This is a genomic window from Peptostreptococcus sp. D1 (assembly GCF_900112955.1).
GTDB lineage: Bacteria > Bacillota > Clostridia > Peptostreptococcales > Peptostreptococcaceae > Peptostreptococcus.
This window is the reverse complement of record NZ_FONP01000033.1, coordinates 1-2256: the sequence shown is the minus strand read 5'-3', so window position 1 is coordinate 2256 and position 2256 is coordinate 1. Positions and strand designations below refer to the sequence as shown.

6 protein-coding genes are annotated in these 2256 nt (G+C 29.4%); all 6 read left to right on the top strand.

Going from position 1 to position 2256, the window contains the following annotated elements:
• Positions 1-22: 22 nt before the first annotated feature.
• The 6 genes from BM120_RS10610 (at position 23) to BM120_RS10590 (ending at position 2043) form a co-directional block, all read left to right on the top strand.
• Positions 23-226 (top strand): hypothetical protein, encoded by a 204-nt coding sequence (locus BM120_RS10610; protein ID WP_091995838.1) that lies wholly within the window; start codon positions 23-25, stop codon positions 224-226.
• The gene (locus tag BM120_RS11165; protein WP_242941615.1) at positions 217-444 is read left to right on the top strand and encodes a hypothetical protein; all 228 of its coding nucleotides are present in this window, start codon (positions 217-219) and stop codon (positions 442-444) included. Before BM120_RS10610 ends, BM120_RS11165 begins: the two co-directional genes overlap by 10 nt.
• Before the next feature lie 8 nt (positions 445-452).
• A complete protein-coding gene (locus tag BM120_RS10605; protein ID WP_242941614.1) occupies positions 453-1259 on the top strand; it encodes a minor capsid protein in 807 nt (268 codons plus the stop codon).
• Positions 1252-1434: a CPCC family cysteine-rich protein gene (locus BM120_RS10600; protein ID WP_091995836.1), complete on the top strand. Its 183-nt coding sequence runs from the start codon at positions 1252-1254 to the stop codon at positions 1432-1434. The genes BM120_RS10605 and BM120_RS10600 overlap by 8 nt, the downstream gene beginning before the upstream one ends.
• Before the next feature lie 68 nt (positions 1435-1502).
• Entirely contained in the window at positions 1503-1721 is a 219-nt protein-coding gene (locus BM120_RS10595) for a hypothetical protein (protein ID WP_091995833.1), read from the top strand.
• A gap of 1 nt (position 1722) precedes the next feature.
• Positions 1723-2043: a hypothetical protein gene (locus BM120_RS10590; RefSeq protein WP_091995831.1), complete on the top strand. Its 321-nt coding sequence runs from the start codon at positions 1723-1725 to the stop codon at positions 2041-2043.
• The last annotated feature ends 213 nt before the right edge of the window (positions 2044-2256 follow it).

The following is a 2256-nucleotide window of genomic DNA, read 5'->3' as shown; positions in this document are numbered from 1 at the left end:
ACATTAAGCGGAGATATTTAAAATGATGAATAAAATAAAAATAGGTTGGAAAGAATTTGATATTGAACACATTGAAAAAGAAAAGGCAAGATTGAATGTAGTAAGTGGCGACTGCTATGGAGAGATTCATTTTGATAAAAATAAAATTTATTTAAATAATGAATTTTCAGATGAGCAAAAACAAGCAACTTTAATACATGAGGTGTTGCATGGAATATGTATTTAGGTGTTCATGGTGTCTTTAATATGATTTCAGAGGAAGAAGTAGAGAATATTATTAAACTTCCATGGAGTGGTAAGCATTATTCTAAACGACTTTGGAATAACAGAACAAAATTAAAAGAGGTTATCGAAGAGCAACTAACACAGGCTACTGTTCAAGGTAAGGATCTTAAACAATGTGCTAGAGAAATAGCCGAAACAATGGAATCTTCAAAAAAGTAGCAGAAAGATTGATTAATACTGAGCATGCTTATGCTTGTTCTCAAGGTGACTTAAAGATGTATGAAGTCTTTGATGTAAAAGATTATGAGTATTTAGCTACTTTGGATATCAAAACATCAGAAATATGCAGAAATTTAGATGGGAAAAAGTTTAGTTTAAGTGAGGCAGTTCCAGGAGTTAATTATCCACCTATGCATCCACATTGTAGGTCTACAACTGTTCCAGTTGATGTTGATGATTTGGAAGATAGTGTAAGGATAGCTAGAGATGAAAATGGAAAAAATATTTATGTTGACTCAAATTTAAGTTATAGAGAGTGGTATAAAAAATATGTAGAAACGAATCCTCAATATCTTTTAAAAGAAAAGAAGTGGAAGAACAGACATGTTGATAAAAAACAGTATGAGGATTATAAAATAAAATATGGCAAAGAAATCCCTAAAAGCTTTGAAAAATTCCAAAATATGAAGTATAATAATACTAATAAACTTGAAGAGATTAAAGAGAGACACAGTCTTAAAAAGTCCATTTTTTCAAGTGAAAAATCACTTGATGGTCACTTTAATAAGCACAATAGTGAATTTGGGTATAAAAATAAAGAAGAGTATTTGAAGAAGTCACAAGAACTTCTAGGTAAAGCAGAGAGTGAAAATATTCATAGATATAAGACTAAATCAGGTAGGCATGTAGTTTATGATAAAAAATCTAATGAAATTGTAATATATGATAAAGGGAAAATAAAAACATATATGAAACCAAATAATGGCTATGAATATTATTTAGAGCAATACAGAAAGGATATTGAAAATGAATAAAGAAATTGAAAAATTCCCATGTCCCGTATGTGAGAAAACAATTGTAGAAGCGTGGGATATATGTGACGAATGTGGTTGGGAAAATACTGGGATTTTAAATATTGATGGTGGACCGAATAAAATGACACTTGAAGAAGCAAAAAAAGCATATAAAAATGGTGAAAAAGTTAGATAAGAGCACTTTAACGGTAATAGTTAGGGTGCTTTTTTAGTGCAAAAATAGTAAAAGAAAGGATTAAAATTATGGCTAAAAAATATAAAGATAAAACAACTGGAATAGAATTTGAAGTTGTAGCGATTGACAATAAGGAAGCTTCTAAAGATTCCTTTGAAATGAGTTATATATTACAATTTGAAGATTATGTTCACTTTACTTCAATACCTATTTCGTATTTTAATAAGATGATAAATGAAGGAGATATTGAAGAAACAAAAGTCGAATTAAGAATGGGAGATAACTAAGATGAAGTATAGAAAGAAACCAGTAGAAATTGAAGCATTTAGGTATGACGGTGATTTTGTAGACAAAGAAGGAAATTATTACATACCAGGATGGGGTATTGAAGCATTTGAGAACAATGCTATTAAGTATAATAGCTACGATAATGGGAAGCTAGCAATTGAAGCATTGGAAGGTACAATGATTGCTGATATTGGCGATTACATAATAAAAGGTGTTAATGGAGAGTTATATCCTTGCAAGCCTGATATATTTAGAAAAACATATGAATTGGTTAAACCTTGTAGAATTAATACTTTAAGTGAGAAGATAATCTTGCTTTAAATGAAATATATATTAATTATTCTACTCAAAAGCTTTTAAAATTAGCAACAACGAGTGGAAAACACAATTAGCAACAATTAATAGAAAAAAGTAGTATTATGTGATAAAATAAAATAGTTAAATAAAAAAGCACTGCTGCGAACAGTGCTTTTTTGGTAAAATCAATTTAACTCGCTGCAACCCGAGTAAAAACTAAGCATACTAGCTTTACTA